General features: G+C 64.4%; 28 protein-coding genes. 4 read left to right on the plus strand and 24 right to left on the minus strand.

The features are described from left to right. Positions 1–62 precede the first annotated feature (62 nt). The 3 genes from ACSVHC_RS03155 to ACSVHC_RS03165 form a co-directional block, all read right to left on the minus strand. Positions 63–623 carry a regulatory protein RecX gene (locus ACSVHC_RS03155; RefSeq protein ID WP_439180577.1) on the minus strand — a complete coding sequence of 187 codons (561 nt, stop codon included), beginning with the start codon at positions 621–623 and terminating at the stop codon, positions 63–65. Between the two features lie 46 nt (positions 624–669). Next, complete coding sequence (gene recA, locus ACSVHC_RS03160; protein ID WP_234753124.1) at positions 670–1719, minus strand: recombinase RecA; 1050 nt, start codon at positions 1717–1719, stop codon at positions 670–672. Positions 1720–1959: 240 nt separating this feature from the next. Then, on the minus strand, positions 1960–2199 hold the full coding sequence (locus ACSVHC_RS03165) for a DUF3046 domain-containing protein (RefSeq protein ID WP_437773121.1): 240 nt from the start codon (positions 2197–2199) through the stop codon (positions 1960–1962). A gap of 41 nt (positions 2200–2240) precedes the next feature. Between ACSVHC_RS03165 and ACSVHC_RS03170 the strand changes: the two genes are divergently transcribed. Then, positions 2241–2738, plus strand: coding sequence for a MarR family winged helix-turn-helix transcriptional regulator (locus ACSVHC_RS03170; protein ID WP_437773120.1), 498 nt, complete (start codon positions 2241–2243; stop codon positions 2736–2738). 165 nt (positions 2739–2903) lie between these two features. Here the strand turns inward: ACSVHC_RS03170 and ACSVHC_RS03175 are convergent, their stop codons facing one another. The 16 genes from ACSVHC_RS03175 to ACSVHC_RS03250 form a co-directional block, all read right to left on the minus strand. Then, positions 2904–3356, minus strand: coding sequence for a helix-turn-helix domain-containing protein (locus ACSVHC_RS03175; RefSeq protein WP_078105673.1), 453 nt, complete (start codon positions 3354–3356; stop codon positions 2904–2906). A 132-nt stretch (positions 3357–3488) separates the two neighbouring features. Further along, entirely contained in the window at positions 3489–3992 is a 504-nt protein-coding gene (locus ACSVHC_RS03180) for a CinA family protein (protein ID WP_437773119.1), read from the minus strand. Beyond that, positions 3989–4591: a CDP-diacylglycerol--glycerol-3-phosphate 3-phosphatidyltransferase gene (gene pgsA, locus ACSVHC_RS03185; RefSeq protein WP_439180578.1), complete on the minus strand. Its 603-nt coding sequence runs from the start codon at positions 4589–4591 to the stop codon at positions 3989–3991. The genes ACSVHC_RS03180 and pgsA overlap by 4 nt, the downstream gene beginning before the upstream one ends. Before the next feature lie 9 nt (positions 4592–4600). Further along, positions 4601–7453, minus strand: a complete 2853-nt coding sequence (locus ACSVHC_RS03190; RefSeq protein ID WP_437773118.1) for a DNA translocase FtsK — start codon at positions 7451–7453, stop codon at positions 4601–4603. Between the two features lie 207 nt (positions 7454–7660). Continuing rightward, complete coding sequence (locus tag ACSVHC_RS03195; protein WP_439180579.1) at positions 7661–9352, minus strand: ribonuclease J; 1692 nt, start codon at positions 9350–9352, stop codon at positions 7661–7663. Positions 9353–9379: 27 nt separating this feature from the next. Then, positions 9380–10291: a 4-hydroxy-tetrahydrodipicolinate synthase gene (gene dapA, locus ACSVHC_RS03200; RefSeq protein WP_437773116.1), complete on the minus strand. Its 912-nt coding sequence runs from the start codon at positions 10289–10291 to the stop codon at positions 9380–9382. Positions 10292–10377: 86 nt separating this feature from the next. Further along, positions 10378–10740, minus strand: coding sequence for a hypothetical protein (locus tag ACSVHC_RS03205; protein ID WP_439180580.1), 363 nt, complete (start codon positions 10738–10740; stop codon positions 10378–10380). A gap of 62 nt (positions 10741–10802) precedes the next feature. Further along, positions 10803–11291: a hypothetical protein gene (locus ACSVHC_RS03210; RefSeq protein ID WP_236816689.1), complete on the minus strand. Its 489-nt coding sequence runs from the start codon at positions 11289–11291 to the stop codon at positions 10803–10805. 4 nt (positions 11292–11295) lie between these two features. Further along, positions 11296–12054: a 4-hydroxy-tetrahydrodipicolinate reductase gene (gene dapB, locus ACSVHC_RS03215; protein ID WP_437773114.1), complete on the minus strand. Its 759-nt coding sequence runs from the start codon at positions 12052–12054 to the stop codon at positions 11296–11298. A gap of 61 nt (positions 12055–12115) precedes the next feature. Then, complete coding sequence (locus tag ACSVHC_RS03220) at positions 12116–12571, minus strand: molybdenum cofactor biosynthesis protein MoaE (protein WP_236816685.1); 456 nt, start codon at positions 12569–12571, stop codon at positions 12116–12118. Continuing rightward, positions 12561–13061 carry a MogA/MoaB family molybdenum cofactor biosynthesis protein gene (locus tag ACSVHC_RS03225; protein WP_437773113.1) on the minus strand — a complete coding sequence of 167 codons (501 nt, stop codon included), beginning with the start codon at positions 13059–13061 and terminating at the stop codon, positions 12561–12563. The genes ACSVHC_RS03220 and ACSVHC_RS03225 overlap by 11 nt, the downstream gene beginning before the upstream one ends. Further along, positions 13058–13651: a cyclic pyranopterin monophosphate synthase MoaC gene (gene moaC / locus ACSVHC_RS03230; RefSeq protein WP_437773112.1), complete on the minus strand. Its 594-nt coding sequence runs from the start codon at positions 13649–13651 to the stop codon at positions 13058–13060. The genes ACSVHC_RS03225 and moaC overlap by 4 nt, the downstream gene beginning before the upstream one ends. Next, on the minus strand, positions 13639–14922 hold the full coding sequence (locus tag ACSVHC_RS03235) for a molybdopterin molybdotransferase MoeA (protein WP_439180581.1): 1284 nt from the start codon (positions 14920–14922) through the stop codon (positions 13639–13641). The genes moaC and ACSVHC_RS03235 overlap by 13 nt, the downstream gene beginning before the upstream one ends. After that, positions 14906–16465, minus strand: a complete 1560-nt coding sequence (locus tag ACSVHC_RS03240; protein ID WP_437773110.1) for a molybdopterin-dependent oxidoreductase — start codon at positions 16463–16465, stop codon at positions 14906–14908. Before ACSVHC_RS03240 ends, ACSVHC_RS03235 begins: the two co-directional genes overlap by 17 nt. Beyond that, complete coding sequence (locus tag ACSVHC_RS03245; protein WP_437773109.1) at positions 16462–17730, minus strand: sensor histidine kinase; 1269 nt, start codon at positions 17728–17730, stop codon at positions 16462–16464. The genes ACSVHC_RS03240 and ACSVHC_RS03245 overlap by 4 nt, the downstream gene beginning before the upstream one ends. Continuing rightward, the gene (locus ACSVHC_RS03250) at positions 17717–18475 is read right to left on the minus strand and encodes a response regulator transcription factor (protein ID WP_437773108.1); all 759 of its coding nucleotides are present in this window, start codon (positions 18473–18475) and stop codon (positions 17717–17719) included. The genes ACSVHC_RS03245 and ACSVHC_RS03250 overlap by 14 nt, the downstream gene beginning before the upstream one ends. A 150-nt stretch (positions 18476–18625) precedes the next feature. Here ACSVHC_RS03250 and moaA point away from each other — a divergent pair, with 150 nt between their 5' ends. The 3 genes from moaA to ACSVHC_RS03265 all read left to right on the plus strand — a co-directional run bounded on the left by moaA (position 18626) and on the right by ACSVHC_RS03265 (position 20401). Continuing rightward, entirely contained in the window at positions 18626–19756 is a 1131-nt protein-coding gene (moaA, locus tag ACSVHC_RS03255; protein WP_437773107.1) for a GTP 3',8-cyclase MoaA, read from the plus strand. 4 nt (positions 19757–19760) lie between these two features. Beyond that, positions 19761–20027 carry a MoaD/ThiS family protein gene (locus tag ACSVHC_RS03260; RefSeq protein WP_345449795.1) on the plus strand — a complete coding sequence of 89 codons (267 nt, stop codon included), beginning with the start codon at positions 19761–19763 and terminating at the stop codon, positions 20025–20027. A gap of 80 nt (positions 20028–20107) precedes the next feature. Further along, on the plus strand, positions 20108–20401 hold the full coding sequence (locus tag ACSVHC_RS03265) for a hypothetical protein (protein WP_437773106.1): 294 nt from the start codon (positions 20108–20110) through the stop codon (positions 20399–20401). A gap of 25 nt (positions 20402–20426) precedes the next feature. Here ACSVHC_RS03265 and ACSVHC_RS03270 read toward each other — a convergent pair whose 3' ends face one another. The 5 genes from ACSVHC_RS03270 to kynA all read right to left on the minus strand — a co-directional run bounded on the left by ACSVHC_RS03270 (position 20427) and on the right by kynA (position 26391). Beyond that, complete coding sequence (locus ACSVHC_RS03270) at positions 20427–20888, minus strand: DUF1579 family protein (RefSeq protein ID WP_437773105.1); 462 nt, start codon at positions 20886–20888, stop codon at positions 20427–20429. A 174-nt stretch (positions 20889–21062) separates the two neighbouring features. Beyond that, positions 21063–22406: a M16 family metallopeptidase gene (locus ACSVHC_RS03275; protein WP_437773104.1), complete on the minus strand. Its 1344-nt coding sequence runs from the start codon at positions 22404–22406 to the stop codon at positions 21063–21065. A 153-nt stretch (positions 22407–22559) separates the two neighbouring features. Beyond that, entirely contained in the window at positions 22560–24824 is a 2265-nt protein-coding gene (locus tag ACSVHC_RS03280; RefSeq protein WP_437773103.1) for a polyribonucleotide nucleotidyltransferase, read from the minus strand. 254 nt (positions 24825–25078) lie between these two features. Continuing rightward, positions 25079–25348, minus strand: coding sequence for a 30S ribosomal protein S15 (gene rpsO / locus ACSVHC_RS03285; protein ID WP_028266602.1), 270 nt, complete (start codon positions 25346–25348; stop codon positions 25079–25081). A 188-nt stretch (positions 25349–25536) separates the two neighbouring features. Next, positions 25537–26391, minus strand: coding sequence for a tryptophan 2,3-dioxygenase (gene kynA / locus ACSVHC_RS03290; RefSeq protein WP_437773101.1), 855 nt, complete (start codon positions 26389–26391; stop codon positions 25537–25539). Between the last annotated feature and the right edge of the window lie 8 nt (positions 26392–26399).

Genomic DNA, 26399 nt, shown 5'->3' on the forward strand with positions numbered 1-26399 from the left:
ACCCATCCCCGCCGCCCGTGGCAATACTCACAGGCAGCTCTCAGTTACGCCGGCGACGCCGCCTAGCCGACGTCGTCTGCATCACCACCACCGCGCACCCGTGCACCATGGGACTCCGACTCCCCCGACAATGCTTCGTCCAGGACCTCGCCAACAATCCGGAACGCCGCCGATGGTTGGTAGCCCTTACGGGCAAGCATCGACGCGAGCCGCCGGGTTTGCTTGTCCCGCTCGGTCCTGTCGGAAAGGTCTGTTCCGGCCCTCAAACGGCGGGCGACCAGGTCCCTGGCAGCGTTCCGCTCGTCGTCATCGCTCACTTGCGCGAGCGCTTTCTCGGCCGATTCTGCGTCGATGCCTTTGTCCGCCAATTCGCGTCTCAAGGCACCCCGGGCGAGTTTCCTCGACTGCGCACGGCTGCGGACCCACATCTCCGCGAAGTCGGCGTCATCAATGAGCCGGACTTCCTCGAAGCGATCCAGAACGGCTTCAGCCACGTCTTCCGGTACATTCCGTTCAGCCAGTTTGCGCGCAAGCTGAAGCCTGCTCTTGGGTGAATTGGTGAGTTGACGCAGCACAATGGCCCGGGCAACTGCTTCCGGATTGGCTTCAGGGTCTGCTGCCACGGACGAATCCGCAGACGGACCCCAGGACCGGTAGTGGCCCTGACGCTTAGCCGTCAACGGCCTTCAGCTTCGGAGATTTCTCGGCTTCGGCAGGCTTGACTACTCCGACGCCAAGCTTTTCCTTGATCAGCCGCTCAAGGTCCGCTGCCAGCTCAGGGTTGTCGCGCAGGAAGCGGCGGGAGTTCTCCATGCCCTGTCCAAGCTGGTCACCGTCATAGGTGAACCATGAACCGGACTTCTTGATGATGCCGTGCTCGACGCCCATGTCGATGATGCCGCCCTCACGGGAAATGCCCTGGCCGTAGATGATGTCGAACTCCGCGATCTTGAAGGGCGGAGCCATCTTGTTTTTGACGATCTTGGCCTTGGTGCGGTTACCTACCGAATCCGCGCCTTCCTTCAGCGTCTGGATGCGTCGGACGTCGATGCGGATGGAGGCGTAGAACTTCAGGGCCTTACCACCGGTAGTGGTTTCCGGGGAACCGAAGAAAACTCCGATCTTCTCACGGAGCTGGTTGATGAAGATAGCAGTCGTCTTCGTCTGGCTCAGGCGGCCGGTGATCTTACGAAGGGCCTGGCTCATGAGACGGGCCTGGAGGCCGACGTGGGAGTCGCCCATTTCGCCTTCGATTTCAGCGCGGGGAACCAAGGCTGCGACGGAGTCGATGACGATGACGTCCAAGGAGCCTGAGCCGATCAGCATGTCCATGATCTCGAGCGCCTGCTCACCCGTATCCGGCTGCGAAACCAGCAGGGCGTCTGTATCGACGCCCAGTTTTGCAGCATACTCGGGATCGAGGGCGTGCTCGGCGTCGATGAATGCCGCGATGCCGCCCTGGCGCTGGGCGTTGGCCACAGCGTGAAGTGCGACGGTGGTCTTACCCGAGGATTCCGGACCGTAGATTTCGACGACACGGCCACGAGGCAGCCCGCCAATACCAAGAGCGACATCCAAGGCGATGGAACCAGTGGGAATAACTTCGATGGGCGCCCGGACTTCGTCCCCAAGGCGCATGACCGAGCCCTTGCCGAATTGTTTGTCGATCTGGGCAAGCGCTGCCTCGAGCGCCTTCTCACGATCCTGGTTTGCCGCCATGGTTCACACCTCTGATGCTTTCTCGCTGTGGACTGGCCTGAACGGCCGCTTTCCTGTCTCATCCGACGCTAGTACCTGCCGCTGACAATTTTGTGTGCGACTTCGCCTATGTGGACAACTACGGGTGTCGAAAGACACGGAAACCGCTCCGCCAGGATCAATTTTCCTCTGAAAGGAGCATAGCCTCATCCGAACAGATATTCGAACAAATTTGCGGGCGTGTCCGCCAGGAACCGGAACTCAGAACGTTCCGGAACCCTTGCCGGCGGGTTTGATATCCCTGCCGAGACGTCGCTCCGGAGGAACGTCCTGGACGTCGCACAGGGCAAGCCAGACGTCGCGGGGGCTGTAGCCCGCTGCCAAGGCGTCGTTTGCCGTACGGCCGCCGACGCCGGCCAATACAAGGGAGCTGCTGAGGACCCGGGAGTAGCCAGCCCCGAATTCATCGTCCATCAGCCGCCAGAAGTCACTGATCCGCACCAATAGAGTCTCTCATGGGAGCGGACTCTAGAATGGTTGTCATGAGCAACACTCCCGACGACGCGCCAGAGATGGTGGAGGAAGGCGACAACGTCGACGCCGCCCTCCAGCAGGTGGAACACCAGCTGAGCATGTTCTGGCGACGCGCACGATCGCTGTCCCACCAGCTATCCCGGCAGGTCCATCCCGACATGGAACCAGCCGCATACGGACTGCTGTCGATCATCCGGAAGGAGGGTCCGATCCGCCTGACGGAGCTCGCCTCGTGCATCGGCGTCGGGAAGCCTTCAGTGAGCCGCCAGATCGCGTTCCTCGAGAGCATCGGCATGGTCTACAAAGAAGCCGACCCCCAGGATGGCCGCGCCCAATCGATCCGGCTCACCCCCAAAGGCGAAGAAAAGATGCACCAGGTCCAGGACGCACGTCGGCAGGTATTCCGGGAGCGACTGGGTGAGTGGCCCTTGGAAGAAATCCAGACGCTGGCGGACTACATAGAACGGCTCAACGCTGCCTACGGCGAAGGAATCGGCAAGGACTGACCGCGCCAACCCCACAAAAGACCAAAGAAGGAGGGCCTCCATATGGAGGCCCTCCTTCTTGCTTCAAGCATGTGCCGACGTTTCGGCACAGACGTTTCGGCGCAATGGATCCCGCAGCGAGGTCTGAACCTCACGCCGCCAACTGCGTGCCGGCGCCGGGTCCGCCTAGCGGGCTCCGGAGAGCATGCCTTGGGTGAAATCGTCGTTCAGTTCGGCGCTGAGCTCGCGGTCGAGATCGCGGCCGTAGCGCTGGGCGAATTCCTGCGGGACGGTGTCCGGAACAGCGACGCCTTCGGCGACGGCAACCCGGTCACTGACTTCGCGGAGCATGCCGGACAACGGAACGTCCAGAGCCGAGCAGATCGAGGACAGCAGCTCTGAGGATGCTTCCTTCTGGCCGCGCTCCACTTCGCTCAGGTAGCCAAGGGAAACGCGGGCGCTGTGTGAGACTTCGCGGAGCGTACGGCCCTGGCGCTGGCGGACATCGCGCAGGACATCACCAATTTCGTGACGCAGAACAACCATTTTGCGCTCCTTCTGTTCGCTCGGTGCCTTCTCGGCCAAGCCCACATCCTTCCAGCGGACAACGCCGTTTACGGATACGGGCTGCTTAACCATCTGTATCGCCTTGCTCCCTCGTGAGTCCGGTTCACCTTGCCGGTGTACCGGTTGTTTTTTACATCCTAGGCGCCCCGGCCATTCCGGGGCGACACAATGTAACAACTATTGGGCCGCTGTTTTTGTTCCCGGCTACTTTACGTGCGGTAGGTCGGTATGGACAAGGCACTCCAGCAAGCGCTCCAGCGCGGCTGCCGTTGCCTGCGCACGGATACTTGGCCGATCTCCCGGAAAGGAGTAGGCATGCGCTGTGGCTCCGCCCTGGGTGGCGACGCCAATGAAGACCGTGCCAACCGGCTTCCCGTCGTGCGGCAAAGGCCCCGCAACCCCCGTAGTGGAGACCCCGACGTCGGCTCCGCATGCGTGCCTGGCACCGTCGGCCATGGCCGCAGCCACCTCGGCGTCGACGGATCCGACGGCGGAAAGCAGTTCTTCGGACACCCCCAGTATTCCAGCCTTGACCGCGTTCTGATAGGCGACCACCCCTCCCTGGAGCATGCCTGACGCCCCTGGAGTATCAGCGAGGGTGGCGGCAACCATCCCGGCGGTCAGGGATTCCGCGGTCGCCACAGTGATGCCCCGCTCGATGGCGAGGGCGACGGCGGACGCGGCCACCTCGTCAGCGGCGGGGCTCATGCGCGTTTGCCGGCCGCGCGAAGTTTTGCGGCTTCAATCACGTATTCGACGCCGGTCCACACCGTGATGACGAGGGCGACGATCATGACCCAGAAGGCCACGCTGAGGAGCCACGGAGCGAAAGAATTCAGCGGCAGGATGTAAAGGAAGATGGCGACAGTCTGGACGACGGTCTTCAGCTTGCCGCCACGCGAGGCCGGCATCACGCCATAGCGGATGACGAAGAAGCGCAATGCCGTGATGCCCCATTCGCGCACGAGGATGAGGATGGTGATCCACCACGGCAGCTCTCCCAGCGCCGAGAGGAGAACAAGTGCCGAGCCGATCAGCAACTTGTCGGCAATCGGATCCGCGATCTTGCCGAAGTTGGTGACGAGGTTGCGGCTCCGGGCGATGTCGCCGTCGAGCTTGTCCGTATAGATCGCCACGGCGAAGGCCACTACGGCGGCCCAGCGCCAGAGGCCGTGCTGGCTGTTGTCCTCCAGAAGGAACCAGACGAAGAACGGAACCAGGACAATTCGGAGCATCGTCAGGATGTTGGGCAGATTCCAGATATCGGAGCTGCTGGAACCGGCTTTGCTGCCGTCGGATGTAGTCACCCCTCTAGGCTACCGTCCGGTCAACGACCAGGCGTCTTCGCCGCCTTCGTCCTCGTCATCGATGCCATCTGCGCCGTCGTGGTATTCCGTGACCTGCTTGCGGCGCTCGAGATCGGTGGCCACGAGGTCCTCTGCGTAGCCGCCGACCGCGATGTTTGCGTTCGCGTTCTCGCTCAGGGCGGCCGTGTGCGCGTCGGGCGTGGCCGGAGCGTCCTGGCCCTTCATGGCCGCAAGCACGGGCGCGAGGTCGTCGGGCTTGACCAGGACATCGCGGGCCTTGGAACCCTCGGACGGACCCACGACGCCGCGCGACTCCAGCAGGTCCATGAGGCGGCCGGCCTTGGCAAAGCCGACGCGGAGCTTGCGCTGCAGCATCGACGTGGAACCGAACTGGGTGGTGACCACGAGTTCGGTGGCCTGGAGCAGGACCTCGAGATCGTCTCCGATGTCGTCGTCGATCTGCTTCTTCTGCGCCTCGGGCGCGACGTCGTCACGGTAGACGGCCTTGAGTTGCCCCTTGACGTGCTCCACCACACGGTGGATTTCAGACTCCGTGACCCAGGCGCCCTGCACGCGCATCGCCTTGGAGGCGCCCATGGGCAGGAAGAGCGCGTCACCCTGGCCAATGAGCTTTTCCGCGCCGGGCTGGTCCAGGACCACACGGGAGTCGGTGACAGAGGACGTGGCGAACGCCATACGCGACGGGACGTTCGCCTTGATCAAGCCGGTGACGACGTCGACGGAAGGACGCTGGGTGGCCAGGACCAGGTGGATGCCGGCGGCACGGGCGAGCTGGGTGATGCGGACAATCGAGTCTTCGACATCGCGCGGGGCCACCATCATGAGGTCGGCGAGCTCATCCACGATCACCAGCAAGTAAGGGTAGGGCTTGATGATGCGCTTGGAGTCAACCGGCGGAACCACCTTGCCGGCGCGGACAGCCTTGTTGAAATCGTCGATGTGCTTGAAGCCGTAGTTGGCGAGATCGTCGTAGCGGGCATCCATTTCGCGCACTACCCACTGAAGTGCCTCGGCAGCTTTCTTGGGGTTGGTGATGATGGGCGTGATGAGGTGCGGAACACCCTCGTACGCGGTCAGTTCGACGCGTTTGGGGTCCACCATGACCATGCGGACCTCGTCGGGCGTCGCGCGCATCAGGATCGACGTGATCATGGAGTTCACGAACGACGACTTGCCGGCACCCGTAGCACCCGCCACGAGCAAGTGGGGCATCTTGGCGAGGTTCGCGACGACGTAGCCGCCCTCGACGTCCTTGCCGACGCCCATCACCATGGGGTGGTCGGTCCGCCGCGCGTTCTGGCTGCGCAGGACGTCGCCGAGGGACACAGTTTCGCGGTCCGTGTTGGGGATTTCGATGCCGATGGCCGACTTGCCCGGGATGGGGCTAAGGATACGTACGTCGCTCGATGCCACGGCGTAGGAGATGTTCTTGGACAACGCCGTGACGCGCTCCACCTTGGTACCGGAGGCGAGTTCGATCTCGTAACGGGTCACGGTTGGCCCCCGGCTAAAGCCGGTGACAGTAGCGTCCACGTTGAACTGTTGCAAGGTGTCCGTCAGGGCGGCCACGACGGCGTCGTTCGCTTCCGTGCGTTCCTTCGGGATGGAACCGGGCGTCAGGTTGTCCGAGGACGGCAGGGTGTAGGTGACGTCCCCGGCAAGCGAAAGTTGCTCGGTGCGTTGCGGGATCGGCGTCGGGGGTGGTGGCGGACTGACGGGCGCCGAAGGCACGATGACCGGGGGGACGACGGCGGTCGGCACGACCAGGGGGATCGCTTCGGTCGCGTTGTCGGCAACCGCCTTCGGGTTTCCAAGTCCCTGCGCGGCCTTGATCTTCTCGACGGCGATTTCGGCCTGCGTCGGCCTGCGAACTCCGGGCGGAACTGCCGGCCCGCCCTTTGCGGGAGGGGCATCGTCGTCGACGATTGCGTGTTCGAAGGCCTCGTCGCCTACATAGCCCTCAAGCGTGGGGTCGTCGTCGTGATCCTTGCCGAAGAAGCGCTTGCGGCGCTTCTTCTTCGGTTCAACGGCCGCCTCGTTTTCGTAGAGGTAGCTGCGGTCGTGGGAATCGCCGCGCTGCGCGTCGGCATCCACCAAATCAACGCCCATGAGGTGCTCGTAGGCGCCGCGGATACGCCGGGGTATGGCGCCGAACGGCGTGGCCGTGACAATCAGGAGGGAGACGAACGCCAAGGCGCCGTAGACGATGACAGGCACTGCGGGGTGGATGGCGGCAAGAGGCGAGGCTGCGAGGAAACCGAGCATCCCGCCCGCGCGCCGGAGGCCTTCGAAGCCATCGGCGACAGTCGGCTGGCCCCCGATGATGTGGGCCAGTCCGGTCCCGGCGAACGTCATGATCAGGAAGCCGATGCCCACACGGTTGTTTCCACGGCTGTCCCACGGCTGCCGGAAGAGCCGGAAAGCGCAGACGAAAAGCATGAGCGGAAGAAGCAGGGATACCCAGCCGAAGGTTCCGTTGACGATGCTGTAGACAACGTCCGGGAACCAGCCCTTGAATCCCCACCAGGCGAAGGTTGCTATGAAGACACCGAGGGCCAGGTTGAAAAGCGCGGCGCCATCCCTGCGGTCCGCGGGATCAAGGTCACTGACGTCGTAGCCGATCCGGCGGACGCCCGCGCCCACCACGTGCCCGATTCCCAGCCAGACGCCGGCAAGCGCGCGCAGGATCCACGGCTGTTGGGGTTCGACGACGGCGGCCTGCTTGCCGCGGGCCGTGCCTGTGCCGCTCCGGCCGGTCTTAGCCGGGGTCCGGCCGCTGCCCGAGCCGCCGGATTTGCTGTTGGAGCTGCCTCTAGGCGCGGAGGTGGTACGAGTCGCCATATCGGCCACGCTACCCCAACCCGTCCGGAAACCCGCGGATTTCAGGGGCGCGGAGGAACCATGTTGCCCCTGTTGGACAATCTGCGGATCCGGCATGGAGTCGGGTTGGTCCTGAAACACGAACGGCCCGGTTCGCGTGAACCGGGCCGTTCGGAGCCTGACACCGATGCCTGTGCCGGCGCCGCCTGCAGGACTATGCCTGCGGGATTAAGCTTCCAAGACCAACGGGATGATCATGGGGCGCCGGCGAAGCTTGCGGTTGACCCACGTGCCGATCACACGACGCACCACTTGCTGGAGCTGGTGGGTGGTGTGTTCCGCGTGGTTGAGCACTGCGTCTTCGAGGGCTGCGTTGATCTTGGGGATGATCTCGTCAAAGACAGAATCGTCCTCGGCGACGCCGCGGGCGTGGATTTCCGGGCCCGAGACGATCTTGCCGGTGGTCCGGTTGATCACGGTGATAACGGAGATGAAGCCCTCGTCGCCGAGGATCCTGCGGTCCTTGAGGTCGGCGTCGGTGATTTCACCCACGCTGGAGCCGTCCACGTAGACGAAGCCCACTTCCACCTGGCCCACCACATTGGCTTTGTGGTCCCTGACGTCAATGACCGTGCCGTTGTCGCTGAGGATGACTCGGTCCGAAGGGACGCCGGAGTCCTCCGCCAGGTTGCCGTTGGCGATGAGGTGGCGCATTTCGCCGTGCACAGGCATCGCGTTGAGGGGCTTGAGGATGTTGTAGCAGTAGAGCAGTTCGCCCGCAGCGGCGTGGCCGGAGACGTGCACTTTGGCGTTGCCCTTGTGAACGACGTCGGCGCCAAGCTTGAGCAAGCCGTTGATGATCCGGTAGACAGCGTTCTCGTTGCCGGGGATGAGGCTCGAGGCCAGGATGACGGTATCGCCCTGGCCGACCACCACGCGGTGGTCTCCGTTGGCCATCCGGGACAGGGCCGCCATGGGTTCACCCTGCGAGCCTGTGGACATGAGAACCACGCGGTGGTCCGGAAGGTTGTCGATGTTCTTGATGTCCACGAGGATTCCCGGCGGGACGTCAAGGTAGCCCAGTTTCGCGGCGATAGCCATGTTGCGCACCATGGAACGGCCCACGAAGGCGACATTGCGGCCATGCTTGGCGGCGGCGTCGAGCACTTGCTGGACCCGGTGCACGTGCGAGGAGAAGGACGCAACGATGATGCGCTTCTTGGCTTGGCCGAACAAGCGGTCCAGGGTGGGACCGATTTCCTTTTCCGCCGTCGTGAAGCCGGGGACGTCCGCGTTGGTGGAGTCGGCCATGAATAGGTCCACCCCTTCTTCGCCCAGGCGGGCGAAGTGGCGAAGGTCCGTGATGCGGCCGTCCAGCGGCAATTGGTCCATCTTGAAATCGCCCGTGTGCAGCACATTGCCGCCCACGGTGCGGATGAACACCGCCAAGGCGTCCGGAATGGAGTGGTTGACGGCAACGAATTCGCATTCGAAGGGGCCGAACTGCTCCACCTGTCCTTCGGCGACCGTGAGCGTGTACGGCTTGATCCGGTGTTCCTGGAGCTTGGCCTCGACGAGGGCAAGCGTCAGCTGGGAACCGACCAACGGCAGGTCCGGACGCAGGCGAAGAAGGTACGGCACAGCGCCGATGTGGTCTTCGTGGCCGTGCGTCAGGACGATGGCAACGACGTCGTCCAACCTGTCCTCGATATACGAGAAATCGGGCAGGATCAGGTCGACACCCGGCTGGGTCTCTTCAGGGAAGAGAACGCCGCAGTCAACTACCAGCAGCTTGCCGTTGATTTCGAATACGGCCATGTTGCGGCCGATCTCCCCCAGCCCGCCAAGGGGCACAATCCGGAGTGTTCCCTGCGGAAGTTTGGGCGGGGTGACAAGTCCGGGAAGGGCGGTTTGGGTCATAATGCGCTACTTTCCGGCGGAATCGTTCTAGACAGTGAAGTCCATTCCAGCTTCCGCCAAGTCCTCGCGGATGATTGCGATCTCGGCGGCGTCCGGCTCCACGAGGGGCAAACGGACAACCGAGTTGGGCAGGACTCCCTGCCATTTAAGAATTTGTTTGGCGGCGACGGCGCCTTGGACCCGGGTCATGGTTGCGCGGATCACGGGCTCGAGTTCGAAGTTGATCTTGCGTGCCGTGCCAAGGTCGTTCGAGTTGATGGCGTCGATGAGCTCACGGAAACGGCGGGTAACGACGTGGGTGGTGACGCCAATCAGGCCTACCGCACCCATGGCCATCCACTGGAGGGTCAGGCCGTCGTCCCCCGAGTAGAAGAGGAGGTCGGTTTCGGCCATGACGCGGGTGGCCGCGGCGAAGTCGGCTTTGGCATCCTTGACCGCAACGATGTTGGGGTGGGCGGCCAGGCCGATCATGGTCTCCGGCGTGATCTGAATGGAGGAGCGTCCGGGAATGTCATAGAGCATGACGGGGAGCTCGGTGGCGGACGCAATGGCCTCGAAGTGGGCGCGGACGCCGGCCTGGCTCGGCTTGTTGTAGTACGGAGTGACGATCAGGAGTCCGTCGACGCCGAGCTTCGCGGCTTCCTGGGAGAGGTGCACCGAGTGCGCGGTGTCGTTGGTTCCGGTTCCCGCGATGATGGCCGCGCGACCGCCTACGGCTTCCTTCACGGCGCGGAACATGCCGAGGTTTTCCTCATCGGTGAGCGTGGATGTCTCCCCGGTTGTTCCGGTGACGACCAAGCCATCGCAGCCGTCGTCAACAAGCTTGACTGCCAGTTCCGCTGCCTGCTTGTAGTCAACTTCGCCGTCCTTGGTGAACGGGGTGACCATGGCGGTCAGAAGGGTACCGAGAGCAGGAACGTTCGCACGAGAGTCAGACATATGAAAAACGTTACCCTGTCAGCTGCGGGTTAGGAGAATGGGGCCCGCGTGATTGTCGTCAAATTCAACTAAATGGGAGCAAGGCCTCAGGCTGAGGCGTCGCTATGGCGCCCGGGCTTGGCTGGCGCCTCCGGCGAGCAGTACAGCGCAACCACTGACTCCCGCAAGCGGTCTGCCCATGCTCCCAGCCGCTGGGCGGCCCGCACATAGTCGAACAATTCAACGGGGGTCAACGATTCGAGGTCAGTCTCCTCGAGCCGCCTGGCGAGTTCGGCGCCCGGCTGCTGTTCGCCCAGAACGGTTCCCTCGCGCCGCCACTGCACATCTTCAGGCGGCTCCCCTGCCACAAGCTGCCGGAAGAGGAAATCGACGACGCCCGGGCTCATCGCCTTCATGGGCCCATCCAGGCCTTGGGGATAGCCGTTCGGCCGCTTCGAAGGATCGTTCATGCAGCCATGGTATTCGAACATATATTCGAACACAAGGTGTGTCTCCTTCTTGGCGGCAGCCGCTACCGCTCCGCTGCGGTGGGCTCAGTGCGGAAGAGGCGCACGGCGTCGCGCATGGATTCCCTTGCGCGCTTGCGGTCGCCCGCGGCATCGTAGGCGCAACTGAGCCGGAACCAGGAACGCCAGTCCTCGGGGGCGGCCTCGGCCTCCACGCGGTACTTCTCAAACTCGGCGTCCGCGGCGGCACGCACGATGCGGCCTCCCGGTGTGCGGGGCAAGTTGTCCACGGGCAGCCCGCCTTCGGCTTCGAGCACCTTCGCCATCTTCTCCGTGCGCGCACCGAACACGAGCTCGCGGATCAGCGCCCACGCTCCGATGATGGGAAGCACCAAGTAGGCAGCGCCGATTCCCTTGGCTACCAGGTTCGCGTCACTGAGAAGCAGTATCGAGCGCTCGAAGGTGACCACGAGGTAAAGAACCAACAACAAGGTGACGGCACCCACCCAGATCTTGGTGCGGTTCTGCTTGAATGCGTTCCAGAGCGAGCCCATGTGCCTACAGCCCCAGATCCAGATAGCCGTCCAGGCCGACCGTCAGCCCGGGGTGGGACGCCACATTACGCAGACCCAGCAACACGCCGGGCATGAAGGACGCCCGGTCGAAGGAATCGTGGCGGATGGTCAGTTGCTCTCCCGGCCCGCCGAGGAGCACTTCCTGATGTGCCACGAGTCCCCGCAAGCGAACGCTGTGGACTCGGACGCCATCTACATCGCAACCACGGGCACCGTCAAGGGCGGTGTTCGTGGCATCCGGGCTCGCGGGGACTCCGGCTTCTTCGCGGGCGGCGGCAATGAGTTGGGCCGTGCGGACGGCTGTGCCCGAGGGAGCATCAACCTTGTTCGGGTGGTGCAACTCGATGATTTCCACCGATTCGAAATACTTGGAGGCCTTGGCGGCGAAGGCCGAGGCGAGGACGGAGCCGAGGGCGAAGTTGGGGGCGATAAGGACGCCTGCCTCCGGGTTCGCCGCAAGCAAGCCGCGCAAGGCCGCGAGCCGCGCCGCGTCCCAACCGGTGGTGCCGACAACAGCGTGCATGCCGTGTTCGACGGCGAAGCGGACGTTCGCTTCGGTGCTGTCCGGAACGGTCAGGTCGACGACATACTTGGCGCCGGCGTCGAGCAGGATATCAAGGGAATCGCCGCGGCCGAGGGCCGCGACGAGCTTCATGTCGGCGGCTGCCTCCACCGCCTTGACGGCTTCGATACCCATGCGGCCCTGGGCGCCGAGCACGGCGACAGCAAGTTGTTCGGTCATGCCCTTAACCCTACCGGGCGACGCGTACCGGGATTGCCCCAACGTGGAGTCGGAAGCGACCCTATTCGCCGGCCCCGACCCACTCGACCGTGCCGTCGCTGAAGAACTGTTCCTTCCAGATGGGCACTTGGGCTTTGATCCTGTCCACGAGCTCCGAGCACACTGCGAAGGCTTGGCCGCGGTGTGCAGCGGCAACGGCGCAGACGAGCGCAGGTTCGCCAATCTCCAGCAATCCGATCCGGTGTGCTGCCCAGATCCGGACAGGCTGCGCGGCCTCCCCCGAGTGCTCCGCCACAAGCTTCGCCACGACGTCGGCCATGACCTGGTGCGCGGTGGGGTGGGCGCTGTAGCTGAGCCTGTCGACCGGTTTGCCGCCGTCGTGGTTCCGGACCACGCCGCTGAAGCTCACCACCGCTCCCGCCGTATCCGATTCCACGGCTGCTATGGCCTGGTCCACGGAAATCGGCTCCGCGCTAAGGATCGCGCTGATGACTTCGAAGTCGGTTTCAGTGGTCATGACTTCCCTCCAATTGATCGCAAAGGTGGGCGATGACGGGATCAAGGACGGCAAGGCCGTCCATGACGCCCTTCGGCGAACCCGGCAGGTTCACAATGAATGTCTTGCCTGCTGTACCGGCATGGCCCCGGCTCAGCATCGCCATGGGTGTCTTGGCGGCTCCGGCGCGGCGGATGCCTTCCATGAGCCCCGGTATTTCGCGATCCAGCAAAGGCAGGGTGACTTCCGGAGTGCGGTCATCGGGGCTCAGCCCGGTGCCGCCGCTGGTAATGACGACGGCGGGTTCCAGGGTCAGCAGCGCACGGATGGCGGCACCGACCGGCTCACCGTCCGGGACCACCATGACGGGGAAGGTCTCGTAGCCGTGTTCGACCAACCAGTCCAGGATCACGGGGCCGCTCTTGTCCTCGTAGATTCCTGCCGCGGCACGGTTGGACGCGATGACAACGCCGGCCTTCCGCGGACCACGCGCAGGTTCGCAGGCGTTCATGCGCTTTCTCCTTCGCCGGATGGACCGGGCACGGCGGACGCACCGGACGACGCGGGAAGGGCCCAGTCGCCGCTCTTTCCGCCGCTCTTGGCCAACACCTGGATGCCGCTGATGACAGCGTGCTTATCCACTGCCTTGATCATGTCGTAGACGCTCAAGGCAGCAACGGAGGCCGCAGTCAAAGCTTCCATCTCCACGCCCGTGACGCCCCTGGTCTTCACCGTTGCCAGGACAACCACGGTGTCCGGGCCGAGTTCGAAGTCCACAGTGACCTTGGAAATCGGCAGCGGGTGGCACAGCGGGATGAGTTCGGGCGTCTTCTTGGCTGCCATGATGCCGGCAACGCGCGCCACCGCAAGGGCGTCGCCCTTCGGGAGGTCACCGGCGCCGAGCAGGGTGAGCACCTCGGACGTGCTGTGGACCGTGGCGGTGGCGGTGGCCTCCCGCGTGGTCACGGCCTTTTCGGAGACATCGACCATTTGGGCTGTACCGTCTTGGCGCAAATGCGTAAGGGCGCCGCCGTCTTGGCGCAAATGCGTAAGGGCGCCGCCGATGCTGGCGGGGTCTGGAGTGTCATTCACAACATCCATACTTCCACTTCCGCCCCGGCGTCGAGTTCCGTGACTGCTGCAGGCACCTGGACCAGCGCGTTCGAGTTGGCGAGCGCATGGATGAGATGGGAGCCTGGACCCCCCTCAAGCCTGACCGTTCCGCCGGGAAGAAGGGTGCCCCGGCGGACCTGGTGCTTACCGGCCGGCGAGGTCAACGACTCCGCAAGGCGCGCCTGCAGGCTCGGCCGCAATGCAGGGCTGCCCACGACGGCGGCGAGCGCCGGGCGAAGGAACATTTCGAAGGACACGAGGCAGCTCACGGGATTGCCCGGGAATCCCAGGAAGGGCAGGCCGTCGAACGTTCCGATCCCTTGGGGGCCGCCGGGTTGCATGGCCACCGACACGAATTCGACCGGCTGGTCCATCATGGCCTGCCGGACCACTTCGTAGGCGCCCTTGCTGACGCCTCCGGTGCTGACGATGAGATCGACGGTGCCGCCCAGGCTGCGAAGGAGCGCCAGCAGCTCGGTAGGATTGTCGCCGCTGATTCCCGTCCGCGTGACGTGGAGGCCGGACTGAAGCATGGCGGCTTCGAGAAGGGTTCCGTTGGAATCGTAGATCTTGCCTTCCGGCAGGGACGTACCGGGTTCCACGACTTCATCGCCGGTGGTGACCAGGAGCACGCGCACCGGCGTGCGGACCTCGACGGCGGTCATCCCCAGGGCGGCTAGCAGCCCCAATTGCCCGGGTCCGAGGGCCGTTCCCCCGCGCAAGGCAACGGTTCCCGCCGTGATGTCGCTCCCCGCGTCGCGGACGAACGTTCCGGGCTCAGTGGTGGGAAGGCGGACGGTTGATGGGACACCGGGGACGGGAAAGACATCAGGCACTGCCTGTTCGATGGGCACGACGGCGTCGGCACCCTCGGGCATCATGGCGCCGGTCATGATCGGGGCTGCGGTGCCAGGCATGAGCCGTGCCGGTGCCGCGCCGGCCGGGACGGGATCCACGACCGTCAGCTCCGCACCGGCGTCGCTCCCTGCGTGCGGGGCGAGGTCCGCTGCGCGGACAGCAAAACCGTCCATCTGGGAGTTGGCGAACGGCGGCAGGCTGAGCGGGGCCAAGACGTCGGCAGCAAGTACCCGGCCGAGCGCCCCCAACAACGGCAGCTCTTCGGTGCCGTCTATGTGCGCAAGGCCGGACAGCAACTCCTGGACGGCTTGACGGTGGGCTGCGACGGATCGTGCCACGAGGGTTCCTCCCGGGTTGTTTCGCTCGGACCTACCCAGCCTAGTATCAGTTTGCAGTGACATGGATGGTGTGGAACCCCGTGGCGCCGTCCGGTGCCACGGGGGTTCGGGCTTCGGGCTGCGGGGTACCCGTGGCATCGGTGGCACGGACCTGGACTTCATGGTTCCCTGAGCCCAACTCAAGGCCCAGCTGCCATTGGTACCACGTGTCCGACGAGATCCCCGGGGCTAGCTTGGCTTCCTGCCAATTGCCGCGGTCGACGCGCAACTCCACGCGGGAAACGCCGCGGTGTTGAGCCCAGGCGACACCGCCGAACTGGACCGTTCCGGCCTTGACCGAGCGGCCGTCCCGGGGCACGTCGATACGGGACTGCGTCTTGATGGGACCGTGGTCGCTCCAACCTCGCGGAACCCAGTAGCCCTGGTCGTCGGCGAAACGGGTCACCTTCAGTTCCGTCAGCCATTTGGTGGCCGAAACATATCCATAGAGGCCCGGGACGACCATCCGGACGGGGAAGCCGTGCTCCAGCGGCAACGGTTCGCCGTTCATTCCGACAGCGAGGATCGCGTCGCGATTGTCGGTGAGCGCTTCGAGGGGGGTTCCGGCGGTCCAGCCGTCAGTGCTGCGGGACAGCACCATGTCCGCCCCGGGCTTGGGTCCGGCCATGGCGAGGAGTTCGCGGACCGGCCAGCCCAGCCAGAGGGCGTTGCCGATCAGGTCTCCGCCGACTTCGTTGGACACGCAAGCGATGGTCACGTAGCGCTCGATCATCGGCTTGCTCAGCAGCGTGGCGAAATCCAACTGGACTTCGCGCTCCACCAAGCCGGTCACCTTGAGGGTCCAGTCCGGCGGATTCACGGCCGGCGGGATCAGCGCAGTGTCGATCCGGTAGAAGTCGGGGTTCGGTGTGACGAGCGGCTGCAGGCCCGCCAAGGTGAGTGCAGCGCCGTCGGGAACCTTTTGCGGAGGAGTCACCGGGGCGGGCAGGGCCACCCCGCGGCGGAAATCGGATGCCACCGTTCCCGCCCTGCGCACCAGGGTCGTGATGATGCCTGCCGCCGCCGCCGCGATCGCGGCTCCACCCAGCAATTGCATGAAGCTCCGGCGGGCCAATGGCATGTCGGCTGCTTCGGGCATGGGTCGCCAGGTTTCGAGCCGCTGGATCAGGAGCCGGAGGAAAAGCATGGTGACGATGGTGGCCACGACGGGGGCGATTGCCGCAGTGGGCGCGGCCTGGGCACGGGTCAGGACGGCAGCCAGCCCCGCCGCTCCAGCGAGCAAGGCAAGCGCCAGCCCCGCTCCCTTTCGCCGATACTCCAGGAGGCCGGCGACCGCGGCGAGGACGAAGGTCACCAGGGCGATGCTGACGATCAAGGCAAGTTTGTCGGCGGTGCCGAAAAGGTTGACGGCCAGTTCCTTGGCCCAACCCGGAACGGCGTCGATGACCACGCCCCCCAGCGCGGTGACCGGCGAGACGGAGGGGCTCAGGAACCCGGCCAGCAACTCGCCGGCCGCCACCCCGAGTCCGATGGCCACCACGCCGCACGCCGCCGCCCATCGGGCCGCCGTCCTGGTACTGGTTTTCTTCGAAGTGGTCCTGCTCATGATGTGCCTGCCTGTTTGCGGCTCTTTGCCGGAATGGTGTCCGCGGGAACTGTCTGTGTCGGAAATACCTCGGTGCGGGATGGGGTAGCCTGCGCACCCGATGGAAGGCGGAGTGTGAAACGGCAGCCCTCGCCCGTGTTCGCCACCGTGACCATGCCGCCATGCGCCTTCACGATGCCCGCCACCATGCTGAGTCCTACGCCTGCCCCGCTATACCGCGGTGGACCCCCTTCGACGGGTATTCCCGCTCCCCGGGAACGGTCCTTTTGCCAACCGGTCTCGAAAACGTGGGCGAGATCCTCATCGTCGATGCCGCCGCAGCTGTCCACGACGTCCACGACGGCGTCGCTTCCGTCGCGTCCGACGCGAACCATGACCCCGCCGTCGGGCCGGCTGTAGATAATCGCGTTAAGCACCACGTTCCGGACGGCCCTTCCCAGGCTCGGGCCGTCCGCGACGGCCATGCACTCGCGGTCGCCGCCGCCGTCGAGCCGGATGCCGCGCTGGGCGGCGAGCGGCGCAAGGTCGGCAATCGCGTCGCTCACGAGGTCGTAGAGGTCCAAGGATTCTGCGCTGAGCCGGAGCGTTCCGGCCTGGATTTTGGACAGTTCCAAGAGGTCGTTGACCATAACGGCCATCTGGTCCGTCTGGGCGATGATCTTGCGGTAGTACGTTGGGACGTCGGAGGCCATGCCGTCTTCCAGCGCTTCGGCCATGGCCCGCATGCTGGCCAAAGGGGTCCGGAGGTCGTGCGAGATCCAGGAGACCAGTTCGCGGCGGGCGGTTTCGACGGCGGCTTCCCGTCGTCGGGATTCCTCGAGTTTGATGCTGCTCGCTTCGAGTTCCTGGGCGAGCTGGGCAAGCTCGGAGTTCATTGCGGGTCCGGCCCGCCGCGATCCTGATTGTGCCAGGAAGGAGCCATCGAGGGCTTCTCCGCTGCCGAGGCGCCGCGTTGCTGCCACGAGCCGGATGGCGTTGCGGGACACCCCGGCCCCGAGGACGAGGGAAATCGCTATTGCCACGGCCGAGGCCACCCCGAGGATGTACCACATGACTTCGAGGTCCACAGCGGAAATGAACATCGCATTGAAGGCGCTCACCATCCCTGCCACGAGAACGGCAACGGTCGCCACCACCACGAGGCAGATCTGTACCAGGATCGACGCGCCGCGCAGGAAACGCAGCAAGGCAAGGGTCAAGGCGCCGATGAGGACAGCCCACAGCAGCATCCAGCCCAGGATCGCGAACATTTCAGCTGCCTGCATGTCCACCTTCCTTCGCGTCAAAGCGGTAGCCGACTCCCCAGACGGTCTTGAGCAGCACCGGCGTGGTGGGGTTGTCCTCGATCTTTTCGCGTAAGCGACGGACGTGGACTGTCACGGTGGACAAATCCCCGAAGTCCCAGCCCCACACTGCCTTGATGAGGTCCTCACGGCTGAACACTTGGTTGGGCCGACGAAGCAGGAAGGCCAGCAGATCGAACTCACGCACCGTAAGCATGAGGGGTTTGCCATCCTGGAGCACTGTGCGGGACGCCGGATCCAATTCGAAGCCGGCGAGTTCCACGGGAGGTTCCGGGCTGAATTCCCGGATACTCCGGCGCAACACGGACTTCACGCGGAGGACAAGCTCGCGGGGCGAGAAGGGTTTGGTGACGTAATCGTCCGCTCCGGTTTCCAGGCCCAGGATCCGGTCGTCTTCCGTGCCAAGGGCGGTGACCATGATGATGGGAACGCTCATGGCCAGGCGCAGCCTGCGGCACACTTCCACGCCGTCGAGTCCTGGCAGCATCCGGTCCAGGATGACAAGGTCGGGCCGCCTGGCGGCTGCGAGGCTCAGTGCGGTGAAGCCGTCGCCCGCGAGATCGACCTGGAAGCCAGCCTGGATCAGGTAGTCCCGGACGACGTCGGCGATGGTCTGTTCATCTTCGACCAGCAGAATGCGGCGATTGCCGACTTCTGCAGGGTGCGGGGCGGACTGCGTGTTCACACCTTCAGCATAGATTCGCATGGTGCCCGCGGTATGTGTTCCGGGCGCCGCCGGGCCAACCGTATGCATTCCGTAAGAAGTCGCGCCTTCCTTGCCTTCCACGGGAGCAGACGACGAACGTGACCGGTGTGCGATATCACGCTCGAGCCCTGCCTGGCGTAGCCTGAACCCATGAGTGTTCAGCTAGGCATGCCGTTGCCCCCTACGGGCGACGGGACGGGAAGCAGCGTTTCTGCGCCCCCGCCGCGCCCTGCAGGAACTCCCCCGGGCCTGTTCGACCGTTACGGACGCCGGGCCACCGACATGCGTTTGTCCCTGACTGACAAATGCAACCTGCGCTGCACGTACTGCATGCCGGCCGAGGGCCTCGAATGGTTGTCCAAGCAGGCTGTCATGACCGCCGCCGAGATTGTCCGGCTGGTGCGGATCGGCGTCGAACAACTCGGGGTCCGCGAACTTCGCCTCACAGGAGGCGAGCCCTTGGTGCGTGCCGACCTGGTGGACATCATCTCGGCCCTCCGCGAGGCGCACCCCGATCTGCCGATCTCCATGACCACCAACGGCGTCGGACTCGACAAGAAGGCGGCGGCGCTCAAGGACGCCGGGCTCACGCGCATTAACGTGTCCCTCGACTCCCTGCACGAAGAAACGTTCACGAAGCTCACCAGGCGACCCTTCCTGGCCAAGGTATTGGCCGGCGTCGATGCCGCCTGGGCTGCGGGGTTGGGTCCGGTCAAGATCAATGCCGTCCTCATGCGCGGAATCAACGACGCCGAGTCCCCCGACCTCCTGGCCTGGGCCGTGGACCGCGGCTATGAATTGCGCTTCATCGAGCAAATGCCGCTGGACGCCGATCACGGTTGGACCCGGCGGGACATGATCACGGCGGCAGAGATCCGCGAACTGCTCTCCCGCGACTTCGCCCTGACCCCGGACCCGCGCGAACGCGACGGCGCACCGGCGGAACGATTCGAAGTACGACGGCGGGACCCGGAATCTGCGGAAGCCGACGGTCCGCTGCTGGGCACCGTCGGCATCATCGCCTCCGTCACCGAGCCGTTCTGTTCCGATTGCCGGCGCACACGGATCACCGCCGAAGGCAAGATCATGAGCTGCTTGTTCTCCCGCGAGGAATTCGACCTGTTGGGACTACTTCGCTCCGGAGCGGACGACGAGGAACTCGCCCAACGCTGGCAGGACGCCATGTGGATCAAACCCAAGGCGCACGGCATGGACCACACGGGCCTCGGCGCACCCGACTTCGTCCAGCCGGACCGCAGCATGAGCGCGATCGGAGGCTGAGGCTTTGCTCGTACGATACTTCGCTGCCGCGCGCGCCGCGGCGGGCGTCGAAGAGGAACACCACGACCTCCCTGAAGGGACCGGCCTGGACGGGCTGATCGCGGCCGTGCTCGCCGTCGAACGTCCGGAACCACCGGCTGGAACACCGCCCCTGGCCCGGATCATTTCCCGCAGCAGCTTCCTGCGCAATGAGGTAGCGGTCCGCGACCGATCGGCGCCTCTCGGTGCGGACGACGTCGTCGACGTCCTCCCACCGTTTGCCGGCGGCTGAGCCGGCGACGGCCGAGGGGTGGTTCCCAGGGTCCAAGGAGCCTACGCTGTGCCTATCCGCGCAAGAGCAAAGGAACAGCCATGTACACCCTCCTGATCGAACACTCGGTGAACGACTTCGGCGCATGGAAGCAGTCGTTCGACTCGGATCCGGCGGATCGCGCCGGCTCCGGCGTTGTCTCCTACCGGGTCTCCAGGCTTGTGGACGATTCGCAGCGGGTCCTGATTGAGCTTGATTTCGCCGAACGGGAGCAAGCTGAATCAATGCTGAACACGTTGCGGATAAAGGTGTGGAGTGGACCAGGAAGGCCGGCCTCGCTCGACGGCATGCCAGACGCGCGGTTAGTCGAGTCGATGGAGGCCAGAGTCCTCTGAGTGATGCGCCTGCTGGACGTGAGCTTTAGACGCGCCTGCAGACAGAGACCATGAACGGGCTGAACGTCGGGGCATCCCCGAGCCTTAGCTCCGCCATATGGGTCAGCACGCCGCCGTCCACCTTGAAAGTGTGTCGCGCCGTCCCGCGGGGGCTGCGTCGCTCCAGCCTCAGCGTGCCGTCTTCCCAATGCCCCCGAGCCGGAGCTTCCGGGGGCCTGCCCATGCTGTCCACGTAGTACCACAAGGTGTCCCCGTGGTCCGGGTCAACGGTAAAGACACCATGCCCCTCGAAATGGGTGCCGTCGGGCTCAATGTGCCGGTAGCTCTGCACCAAGGCGTAACCTCCTGCCGCGCGCGAGAAGGTCACCTCGGCGTCGGCGGTCCGGGCAGGTCCCCAGGGCGACGCCGAGAGCTCGGTACTCCCCCGCCAATGACCCAGGAATGCCTCCAGCGCAGTGTGTGCATGACTCTTCATTGGCTCGTTCATGGCGACTCCTGCGCAAGGCTGTGGATACGTCACCATCATGTTCCCGATCGAGCAGGCGCGTCCAGCCTTCCCCACACCGGACATGCCTCCTCTTCCAAACCAGGAATGGACATATCAGGGTTATATCCACTCCCAGGCTCCAACGAGGGGCATGTCCCTGTGAGAGTGCGGGGTTCAGAGGCCGAACGTCTCGGTTTCCTCGAAGGGCCCGACGACGGTCACGGTGCGGGGGGCTTCTGCGAGCACCCGGGCGAGTTCCTGGACCTGGTCGGCTGTGACGGCCTTGATGCGGGCCAGCGTTTCATCGATGTCCTGGAATTCGCCCGAAACGAGTTCGGCACGGCCAAGGCGGGACATCCGGGATCCGGTGTCTTCAAGGGCCAGGACGATGCCGCCGCACAATTGGCCCACGGCCTTGCGCAGTTCCTCGTCCGTGATTCCGTCGGCAGCGAGCTTATCCAGTTCGGCGCCCAGGAGTTCCAGAACCTGCTTGACCTTCGACGGCGTGCAGCCGGCATACATGCCGAAGTAGCCTGCGTCCGCGTAGGCGGAGGCAAAGGAATAGGTGGAATAAACGAGGCCCCGCTTTTCGCGGATCTCCTGGAAGAGACGCGAAGACATGCCACCGCCAAGGACCGCGTTCAGGACGCTCATCACGAAGCGCCGATCGTCTGTGGCCACGATCGAAGGGCAGCCCATGATGATGTTGGCCTGCTCCACGGGACGCTTGATCACATGCAGCCCTGCGGTGCCCGTGATATCCGCCCGCTCGGTGGAGCGGCGCTCGACGGGGGCAGCGGTGTCCTTCAGCTCCCACCCGGCCGTCCGCAAGGCATCGACCACGAGGCGGCAGACGACGTCGTGGTCCAGGCCGCCGGCTGCGGTGATGACGATTTCGTCCGGCCGGTAGTAGCGCTGGTAATGTGCCCACACGGAATCGCGGGACACGGCCTTGATGGCGGCAGGGGTGCCACCGATCGGGCGTCCCAGCGGATGCACGCCGAGTACCGCGGCCACGAAATTTTCATGTGCGACGTCGGTGGGGTCATCGCTGTCCATGGCGATTTCCTCAAGGATCACGTCGCGTTCCTGTTCAAGTTCCGCAGGATCGAGCACGGCGCCGGTGATCATGTCGGCAATGACGTCGATCGCCATGGGGAGGTCCGTGTCCAGTACCCGGGCAAAGTAGCACGTGCTTTCCTTTGCCGTGGCCGCATTCGATTCACCGCCGACCTCGTCGAAAGCGGACGCGATCTCAAGGGCGGTGCGCTTCTTGGTGCCTTTGAACAGGAGATGCTCCAGGAAGTGGGTGGAGCCGTGCTGTCCGTCTGCCTCGTCCCGGGAGCCGACTCCCACCCAGAATCCGATAGTTGCCGAACGCTGCCCGGGCATGGCCTCGGTGAGCACCCGGACGCCTCCCGGAAGCACTGAGCGCCGGACAACGGAGCCGCCTTCGGCGCCATGGATCAATTCGCCGCCGGGCACGGTCTGCGCCAATGGGAGGGGTACGACAGTCATCAAGACCTTTCAGTTCTGCGGGAAATCACGGGTGCCAAATCTGGCTGCAATCGTACCAGCGGGCGCATCACCCCCGGGACGGGAATTCATTGTTAAACCGGGCAGGACCGGTGGACATGTCCACCGGTCCTGCCGCGTGTTTGCCGGTTCAGGCTACTCGGCGGAAACTTCAGCCTCTTCGGCGGGAGCTTCTTCAGAGGAGGCGCCTTCTTCCTCAGCCACAACCGGGGAGAGGGAGAGCTTGCCGCGGTCGTCGATCTTGGTGATCTCGACCTGGATCTTCTGGCCCACGGAGACGACGTCATCGACGTTGTCCACGCGCTTGCCACTGGCCAGCTTGCGCAGTTCGGAGATGTGCAGCAGGCCGTCCTTGCCCGGGGTCAGGGAAACGAACGCACCGAAGGTGGTGGTCTTGACGACCGTGCCCAGGTAACGCTCACCGATTTCCGGGATCTGCGGGTTGGCGATGGCGTTGATCGCGGCGCGGGCTGCTTCTGCAGACGGACCGTTGGTAGCGCCGATGTAGACGGTGCCGTCGTCCTCGATGGAGATGTCGGCGCCGGTGTCTTCCTGGATCTGGTTGATCATCTTGCCCTTGGGGCCAATGACCTCACCGATCTTGTCAACGGGGATGTTGACGGCGATCACGCGCGGTGCGAACTCGGAGAGCTCGTCCGGAGTGTCGATGGCGGCGTTGATGACGTCCAGGATGTGCAGGCGGGCTTCGCGGGCCTGCTTCAGGGCTGCAGCCAGGACCGATGCGGGGATGCCGTCGAGCTTGGTGTCGAGCTGGATGGCGGTGACGAACTCGGAAGTACCGGCAACCTTGAAGTCCATGTCGCCGAAAGCATCTTCGGCGCCGAGGATGTCGGTCAGGGCGGCGTAGCGGGTCTGGCCGTCAACCTGGTCGGAAACCAGGCCCATGGCGATACCGGCAACAGCGGCCTTCAACGGCACACCTGCATTGAGCAGGGACAGCGTGGAGGCACAAACGGAACCCATCGACGTCGAACCGTTGGAGCTGAGGGCCTCGGACACCTGGCGTATGGCGTACGGGAATTCCTCGCGGGACGGCAGCACCGGCATGATGGCGCGCTCTGCAAGGGCGCCGTGGCCGATTTCGCGGCGCTTCGGGGAGCCGACGCGGCCGGTCTCGCCCGTGGAGTACGGCGGGAAGTTGTAGTTGTGCATGTAGCGCTTGCGCGTGACGGGAGACAGCGAGTCGATCTGCTGTTCCATCTTGAGCATGTTCAGCGTGGTGACACCCATGATCTGGGTTTCGCCGCGCTCGAAGATGGCGGAACCGTGAACGCGGGGCAGGACCTCTACCTCGGCAGTCAGCTGGCGGATGTCCGTCAGGCCACGGCCGTCGATGCGGATCTGGTCCTTGAGGATGCGCTGGCGCACAACCTGCTTGGTCAGGGAGCGGAAGGCTGCGGAGAGCTCCTTCTCGCGGCCCTCGAACTCGCCGGAGTGGGCGCTGAGGACTTCGTCCTTGAGCTCGTCGGAGGCGTTGTCGCGGTCCTGCTTGTCGGCGATCTGGAAGACCGCGGCAAGCTTTTCGGCAGCGGTAGCTTCAACGGCGGCGTAAACGTCGTCCTGGTAGTCCAGGAAGATCGGGAACTCAACCGTAGGCTTGGCAGCGCGGGCGGCCAGGTCGGCCTGGGCCTCGCACAGCGCCTTGATGAAAGGCTTGGCAGCTTCGAGGCCCTCGGAAACAACTTCTTCGGTGGGAGCGGTAGCGCCCTGTTCCTTGATGAGGTTCCAGGAGTTGTCCGTGGCTTCGGCTTCAACCATCATGATGGCGACGTCGTCACCGTCGGGACCCGACACAACACGGCCGGCGACAACCATGTTGAAGACGGCGTTTTCGAGCTGGGAGTGCTTCGGGAAAGCAACCCACTGCGAACCCTGTTCGTCGGCGACGAGGGCAACGCGGACGCCGCCGATCGGGCCGGAGAACGGGAGGCCGGAGAGCTGGGTGGACATGGACGAGGCGTTGATGGCCACGACGTCGTAGAGCTCGTCCGGGTTGATCGCCAGGACGGTGACGACGATCTGGACCTCGTTGCGCAGGCCCTTGACGAACGCGGGGCGCAGGGGGCGGTCCATGAGGCGGCAAGCCAGGATGGCCTCGGTGGACGGGCGGCCTTCACGGCGGAAGAACGAGCCCGGGATGCGGCCGGCGGCGTACATGCGCTCTTCGACGTCGACAGTCAGCGGGAAGAAGTCGAAGCCTTCACGCGGGGACTTGCCAGCGGTGGTTGCGGACAGCAGCGCGGTGTCTTCGTCGATGTAGACCATCGCGGCGCCGGCTGCCTGCTTGGCGAGGCGGCCGGTTTCGAAGCGGATAACACGCTTGCCGAAGCGGCCGTTGTCGATGATGGCTTCTGAGAACTGGATTTCGGGACCCTCCATTGAGAGTCACCTCCGTTTCTTGTTTAGCGGAAGTCCTTCCGCATCGACCCAGGCCAGCGTCTGTTCCTGGCCTGTACGACACCCGGTCATCGATCGAGACCCACGGGCTGCGCCTTCATCACAGAAGGCTGTTCCCGGGGATCACTACCGAGGACCGCGAATGCGCGATGCGGTTGAACTCCTGTTAAGTGTTGGATTTAGTTATGGAGAAAAGGCGGCCCGGTCCGCGGAGGATCGGGCCGCCCGAAGTCAAACTAGCGGCGCAGGCCGAGGCGCTCGATGAGCGCACGGTAGCGGGCAATGTCAGTCTTCTTGAGGTAGCCCAGCATGCGCTTGCGACGACCAACCATAGCCAGCAGACCGCGCTGGGTGTGGAAGTCGTGCTTGTGCTCCTTCATGTGCTCAGTCAGATCCTTGATCCGCTGAGTCAGGACTGCAATCTGGACCTCCGGCGAACCAGTGTCGCCCTTGGACGTTGCGTATGCCTCGATGATGGACTGCTTAACAGCGGCTTCAAGTGCCACGTGAACTCCTAGAGTTGTGCCGTGCGTCCCGATTCAGCGCCTCGCTGCCGGGTTGTGATGTGCCAATGACCGCACACAAAACAGGTCCAGCCGCCACGGACTGCAGCCGGATCCATCCCTCAGTTTACCGGCAGCCCGGCAATCTTGTCGAAAGCTGCCGTGTGACCCTCCTCAAACAGGAGCGACACTCACTGCCCGATCTCGGTCCGGACTGCGAAAAGCTCAGGGAAGAACGTCAAATCGAGCGCCTTCTTCAGGAAGGAAACGCCGCTTGAACCTCCGGTTCCCGTCTTCATGCCGATGGTCCGCTGCACCGTACGGAGGTGCCGGAAGCGCCACAATTGGAAGTTGTCTTCCAGGTCCACCAGTTCCTCGCAGGCTTCGTAGGCCGGCCAGTTGTCTGCGGCATTTTCGTAGATGTGCTTGAAAAGGGGCAAGAGCCCAGGTGTGAACTCGTGGGCCTGCGTCACGTCCCGGTCCAGGACGGAGCGTGGAACGTCGTAGCCGTGCCGGTCCAGGTAGGCAAGGAATTCGTCGTAGATGCTCGGAGCGTTCAAGAGCTCCTCCAGCATGGTTCTGGACTCCGGATCAGATTCGAACACCGGCAACATCTTCCCGTTCTTGTTGCCGAGGATGAACTCGACGGCGCGGTACTGGCTCGACTGGAACCCGGAGGCATTGCCCAGGAAGCCGCGGAACTGGGAGTACTCGGTAGGGGTAAGCGTGGCGAGCACCGACCATTGCTCGGTGAGCGTCTTCTGGATGTGCTTGACCCGTGCGATGGCCTTGAGCGCGGAGCCAAGGTCGTCCTGGCGCAGCCAGGTGGCCGCGCTCCGGAGCTCGTGCAGGACCAGCTTCAGCCAGAGCTCGGTGGTTTGGTGCTGGATGATGAACAGGAGTTCGTCATGGTGCTCCGGCTGGCTGACAGGTTGCTGGGCGCTGAGCAGCAAGGGCAGCTGCAGGTAGGAGCCGTAACTCATGCGTGAGCTGAAGTCCTTGACGATGCCTTCGTCGAGTGGCCGGGTGTTCTTCTCAACGCTCACGGCGCGGG

It is taken from the genome of Arthrobacter sp. KNU-44 (genome assembly GCF_051843155.1).
GTDB lineage: Bacteria > Actinomycetota > Actinomycetes > Actinomycetales > Micrococcaceae > Arthrobacter.

Coding starts and splice junctions, on each gene's coding strand:
- ACSVHC_RS03195 (WP_439180579.1), bottom strand. CDS start 9,352: ATGACCCAAACCGCCCTTCCCGGACTTGTCACCCCGCCCAAACTTCCG.
- ACSVHC_RS03265 (WP_437773106.1), top strand. CDS start 20,108: ATGTACACCCTCCTGATCGAACACTCGGTGAACGACTTCGGCGCATGG.
- ACSVHC_RS03225 (WP_437773113.1), bottom strand. CDS start 13,061: ATGAACGCCTGCGAACCTGCGCGTGGTCCGCGGAAGGCCGGCGTTGTC.
- ACSVHC_RS03245 (WP_437773109.1), bottom strand. CDS start 17,730: ATGCAGGCAGCTGAAATGTTCGCGATCCTGGGCTGGATGCTGCTGTGG.
- dapB (WP_437773114.1), bottom strand. CDS start 12,054: ATGACCGAACAACTTGCTGTCGCCGTGCTCGGCGCCCAGGGCCGCATG.
- ACSVHC_RS03210 (WP_236816689.1), bottom strand. CDS start 11,291: ATGGGCTCGCTCTGGAACGCATTCAAGCAGAACCGCACCAAGATCTGG.
- dapA (WP_437773116.1), bottom strand. CDS start 10,291: ATGTCTGACTCTCGTGCGAACGTTCCTGCTCTCGGTACCCTTCTGACC.
- ACSVHC_RS03190 (WP_437773118.1), bottom strand. CDS start 7,453: ATGGCGACTCGTACCACCTCCGCGCCTAGAGGCAGCTCCAACAGCAAA.
- ACSVHC_RS03175 (WP_078105673.1), bottom strand. CDS start 3,356: ATGGTTAAGCAGCCCGTATCCGTAAACGGCGTTGTCCGCTGGAAGGAT.
- ACSVHC_RS03270 (WP_437773105.1), bottom strand. CDS start 20,888: ATGAACGAGCCAATGAAGAGTCATGCACACACTGCGCTGGAGGCATTC.
- moaA (WP_437773107.1), top strand. CDS start 18,626: ATGAGTGTTCAGCTAGGCATGCCGTTGCCCCCTACGGGCGACGGGACG.
- ACSVHC_RS03275 (WP_437773104.1), bottom strand. CDS start 22,406: ATGACTGTCGTACCCCTCCCATTGGCGCAGACCGTGCCCGGCGGCGAA.
- ACSVHC_RS03170 (WP_437773120.1), top strand. CDS start 2,241: ATGAGCAACACTCCCGACGACGCGCCAGAGATGGTGGAGGAAGGCGAC.
- ACSVHC_RS03240 (WP_437773110.1), bottom strand. CDS start 16,465: ATGAGCAGGACCACTTCGAAGAAAACCAGTACCAGGACGGCGGCCCGA.
- ACSVHC_RS03180 (WP_437773119.1), bottom strand. CDS start 3,992: ATGAGCCCCGCCGCTGACGAGGTGGCCGCGTCCGCCGTCGCCCTCGCC.
- ACSVHC_RS03235 (WP_439180581.1), bottom strand. CDS start 14,922: ATGTCACTGCAAACTGATACTAGGCTGGGTAGGTCCGAGCGAAACAAC.
- moaC (WP_437773112.1), bottom strand. CDS start 13,651: ATGGATGTTGTGAATGACACTCCAGACCCCGCCAGCATCGGCGGCGCC.
- ACSVHC_RS03220 (WP_236816685.1), bottom strand. CDS start 12,571: ATGACCACTGAAACCGACTTCGAAGTCATCAGCGCGATCCTTAGCGCG.
- recA (WP_234753124.1), bottom strand. CDS start 1,719: ATGGCGGCAAACCAGGATCGTGAGAAGGCGCTCGAGGCAGCGCTTGCC.
- ACSVHC_RS03280 (WP_437773103.1), bottom strand. CDS start 24,824: ATGGAGGGTCCCGAAATCCAGTTCTCAGAAGCCATCATCGACAACGGC.
- ACSVHC_RS03205 (WP_439180580.1), bottom strand. CDS start 10,740: ATGAACGATCCTTCGAAGCGGCCGAACGGCTATCCCCAAGGCCTGGAT.
- ACSVHC_RS03250 (WP_437773108.1), bottom strand. CDS start 18,475: ATGCGAATCTATGCTGAAGGTGTGAACACGCAGTCCGCCCCGCACCCT.